The sequence below is a fragment of the Pseudoalteromonas sp. TB25 genome, assembly GCF_000497995.1.
Lineage (GTDB): Bacteria > Pseudomonadota > Gammaproteobacteria > Enterobacterales > Alteromonadaceae > Pseudoalteromonas > Pseudoalteromonas distincta.
In genome coordinates this window covers 1-3,320 of record NZ_AUTI01000058.1, presented here as the reverse complement: position 1 = coordinate 3,320, position 3,320 = coordinate 1, and the positions used below count along the sequence as shown (strand labels likewise).

The 3,320-nt window shown below is 41.5% G+C and carries 4 protein-coding genes; all 4 read left to right on the top strand.

The annotated features are described in order from the left end of the window. Positions 1–653: dihydropteroate synthase (gene folP / locus L652_RS0101115; RefSeq protein ID WP_024603198.1), on the top strand; the 653-nt coding region annotated here is incomplete at its 5' end. After that, positions 653–2,002: a phosphoglucosamine mutase gene (gene glmM, locus L652_RS0101110; protein ID WP_002962765.1), complete on the top strand. Its 1,350-nt coding sequence runs from the start codon at positions 653–655 to the stop codon at positions 2,000–2,002. The genes folP and glmM, both read left to right, overlap by 1 nt. Positions 2,003–2,073: 71 nt before the next feature. Next, positions 2,074–2,823: a triose-phosphate isomerase gene (gene tpiA / locus L652_RS0101105; RefSeq protein ID WP_002962767.1), complete on the top strand. Its 750-nt coding sequence runs from the start codon at positions 2,074–2,076 to the stop codon at positions 2,821–2,823. A gap of 1 nt (position 2,824) precedes the next feature. Next, complete coding sequence (gene secG / locus L652_RS0101100; protein ID WP_002962769.1) at positions 2,825–3,178, top strand: preprotein translocase subunit SecG; 354 nt, start codon at positions 2,825–2,827, stop codon at positions 3,176–3,178. Positions 3,179–3,320: the final 142 nt, after the last annotated feature.

Genomic DNA, 3,320 nt, shown 5'->3' with positions numbered 1-3,320 from the left:
CCCGCCCCGGCGCGCCAGATGTGAGTTTGAAAGATGAACTAGCCCGAGTAATTCCTGCTATTAAAGCGATACGTGAGTACAGTGATTGCGTTATTTCAATTGATACCAGTAAAGCACAAGTAATGGAGCAAGCAATACTCGCTGGGGCAGATATAGTCAATGATGTAAGAGCTCTACAAGAAATAAACGCCTTAGAAACGGTTGCGCAGTATGAAGATGTAGCAATTTGTTTAATGCATATGCAAGGGCAACCCCGCAGCATGCAGTGCGCACCTCATTACGACAATCTGTTTGCAGATATAAATATGTTTTTTAGTGAACGTATTAAAGCATGTGAAACAGCAGGGATTAAGTTTGAGCGACTTATTCTAGACCCTGGTTTTGGATTTGGAAAAACACTTAGCCATAACTATCAAATATTGGCTAAGTTTGATGATTTTAACAAGTTAGGTTTGCCATTATTGGCCGGATTATCTCGTAAGTCGATGATAGGTAATCTATTAAATAGAGAAACAAATGAGCGATTAGCGGGCAGCTTAGCGGGTGCGTTAATCGCGGCGCAAAATGGCGCAAAAATTATTCGTGTACATGACGTTAAAGAAACCGCAGACGTACTTGGTGTATATCAAGCCTGCGAGAAAGGAATTGCATAATGAAAGAAAGAAAATATTTTGGTACTGATGGCGTACGTGGTCTAGTAGGAACGCCACCTATTAACCCTGAGTTTGCAATGAAGTTGGGTTGGGCTGCAGGGCGCGTATTATCTCAAAGTGGTACTAAAAAAGTCATTATAGGTAAAGATACGCGTATTTCTGGCTACATGCTTGAAACTGCACTTGAGGCTGGTTTAATTGCCGCTGGTATTGATGTTGTATTACTGGGTCCAATGCCGACACCTGCAGTTGCGTATTTAGCGCAAACATTTCGTGCAGAGGCAGGTATAGTAATTAGTGCCTCACATAACCCTTATTACGATAACGGTATTAAGTTTTTCAATGGGCAGGGTCTAAAGCTTGACGATGAAGTAGAGCTTCAAATTGAAGCGATGCTTGATGAGCAAATGACATGTGTTGCTTCAGATAAACTAGGTAAAGCTTCGCGTTTAGTTAGTGCAGACGGCCGTTATATAGAGTTTTGTAAGAGCCAGTTCCCCCAAGGGTTATCTTTAGAAGGGCTTAAAATTGTTGTCGATTGCGCAAATGGCGCTACATACCATATAGCTCCTTCTGTCATGCGCGAACTTGGCGCTGAAGTTATAACACATGCATGCGAGCCTAATGGCGTTAATATAAATCATGAATGTGGCGCTACTCATGTAGATACCCTTAAACGCAAAGTGCTTGAATTTAAAGCTGACGTAGGTATTGCATACGATGGGGATGGCGATCGTGTAATGATGGTTGATCATAATGGTCGTGTATTTGATGGTGACGATTTAGTTTATATTATTGCTTGCCAAGCTGCCGAAGATGATATGTTGGGTGGAGGTGTAGTTGGCACTGTAATGTCTAACATGGGTCTTGAAAATGCTTTAAAAGCAAAAGGTATCGAGTTTGCTCGCAGTAAAGTGGGTGACCGCTATGTAATGGAATTACTACAGCAAAAAGGCTGGAAAATTGGCGGTGAAAGCTCAGGCCATGTATTAAATTTAGATTTAATTAGCACGGGTGATGGCATTATATCAAGTTTGCAAGTACTTGCAGCTATGGTTGCACAAAACCGTACACTACAAGATTTGGGTGCTGGTTTTACTAAATATCCAATGAAAATGATTAACGTGCGCTATACCGCTGGAACAGATCCGACAAAAGCGCCAGAGGTACTTTCAGCTGTAGCAGAAGTTGAGCTTGCTTTAGGCGACAAAGGCCGAGTTTTACTGCGCAAATCAGGCACAGAACCTGTTGTTCGTGTTATGGTTGAAGCCGAGCAAGAAAAAATTGTAATAGACAGCGCTCAAAAAATTGCAGCTGTTGTAGAATCTATGAGCAAACAGACTGATTAATAACAATAACCTCTTGTAACTTTGGGCGAGAAAAGTTAATATCTCGCCCGCTTTCTAATGTGGAGTGGAAAATGGCAATACGCAAGGCGATGGTCGCAGGCAACTGGAAAATGAATGGTTCGTTAGAGCTAGTTAAACAAATGTCTGATGCTATTAACGATGTAAAATCACAAGAGATGGACATTGTTTTATTTCCTCCATTCCCACTTGTACCAGCGATGATAGCTAGTGGTGTTTCTACAGGCGCTCAAACTGTTTCTGAAAATACACCTGGTGCGTTTACCGGAGAAGTAGACGGACAGCTTCTAAAAGATTTAGGTGCAACTTACGTACTCGTTGGTCATTCTGAACGCCGCAGTATTTATAACGAAAGTAATGAAACTGTCGCTGAAAAGTTTGCTAGAGCACAAGAAGTTGGGTTAACACCAATTTTATGTGTTGGCGAAAGTGAAAGTGAGCAAGAAAACGGTCAAACCGAACAAGTCGTTGCTGCACAAATTGATGCAGTAATTGAAAAATTAGGTGTAGCAGCACTGAAAGATTCTGTGATAGCATACGAGCCCGTTTGGGCCATAGGCACAGGTAAGACTGCATCGCCAGAGCAGGCACAAACTGTTCATAAATTTATCCGTGATAAAATTGCTGCACTTGATAGCACTTTAGCACAAGGGCTTTCCATCTTATATGGTGGTAGCGTTAATGAAAAAAATAGCGAATTATTATTTGCACAAACAGATATAGATGGCGGCTTAATTGGCGGCGCAAGTCTAAAAGCAGAATCTTTTTCTGCAATCTGTAACAGTGCAAAAGGGACTGTATAAGATGTACGAAATTTTATTAGTAGTTTATTTAGTTGTGGCTCTAGCTCTAGTTGGAATGGTTTTAATTCAACAAGGTAAAGGCGCAGATATGGGTTCTTCATTTGGTGCTGGTGCTTCAGGCACGGTTTTTGGTTCGTCTGGTGCTGGTAACTTTATGACAAAAACAACCACAAGCTTAGCAACAGTATTTTTTGTTTTAAGCATTGTGCTAGGTAACCTAACTGCAGGTCAAATTAAAAAGACTGACGAGTGGGAAAACCTAGAAGCAGCTCCTGCAGTAGAAACTGTAGTTCCTGTTGAAGAAGATGTTCCGGTAACATCTACGAAAGAGCAAAGCTCTGACGTACCGAACTAATTTAGCGTAATGCTATCGTTAAACGATTTATACTCCTCAAATAAATCATATGTTTAACAAATAAGCGAAAGCTTAAAAATGCGGATGTGGTGGAATTGGTAGACACGCCACCTTGAGGGGGTGGTGCTTTCGGGCGTGGGGG

What these genes read in the sequence shown, in the direction of transcription:
- tpiA (WP_002962767.1), top strand. Translation starts at nt 2,074, where the DNA reads ATGGCAATACGCAAGGCGATGGTCGCAGGCAACTGGAAAATGAATGGT.
- secG (WP_002962769.1), top strand. Translation starts at nt 2,825, where the DNA reads ATGTACGAAATTTTATTAGTAGTTTATTTAGTTGTGGCTCTAGCTCTA.
- glmM (WP_002962765.1), top strand. Translation starts at nt 653, where the DNA reads ATGAAAGAAAGAAAATATTTTGGTACTGATGGCGTACGTGGTCTAGTA.